Source organism: Pseudoalteromonas sp. GW168-MNA-CIBAN-0100, assembly GCF_040309225.1.
Taxonomy (GTDB): Bacteria; Pseudomonadota; Gammaproteobacteria; order Enterobacterales; family Alteromonadaceae; genus Pseudoalteromonas; species Pseudoalteromonas arctica.
The window spans coordinates 1-304 of the sequence record NZ_JBEOOL010000374.1 but is presented as its reverse complement, the minus strand read 5'-3'; the positions used below and the strand labels follow the sequence as shown (position 1 = coordinate 304).

Sequence of the window (304 nt, the reverse complement as noted above, 5' to 3'; positions counted from 1 at the left end):
GTATTTATTAGTCGCTTTTACCTAAACAAACACATGGCGCAAAAATAATGCCGCTAATTAGTCTTTTTTATCTATCGTTATTTCAAGCGTTTTGCTATTCCCAGCAAACCACTTCTGAACATACAAAGATCCAACAATAGGGGCAACGCCTTCATCTGGGACTTCTTTGTAACGAACACTGTTTTTTGTTTCTTTTTCGTATTCAAAAGTTACTACTTTTTTCGACATAAAATACTCCTTATACTCACATTTATACCTAGGATAATAATTTAATAGTTTTAACAAATAACTTAAAGTATTACTA

At 31.2% G+C, this 304-nt stretch carries 1 protein-coding gene; it reads right to left on the bottom strand.

Going from position 1 to position 304, the window contains the following annotated elements:
* Positions 1-57: 57 nt before the first annotated feature.
* The gene (locus tag AAEY62_RS21550) at positions 58-228 is read right to left on the bottom strand and encodes a hypothetical protein (protein ID WP_167376930.1); all 171 of its coding nucleotides are present in this window, start codon (positions 226-228) and stop codon (positions 58-60) included.
* Positions 229-304 lie beyond the last annotated feature (76 nt).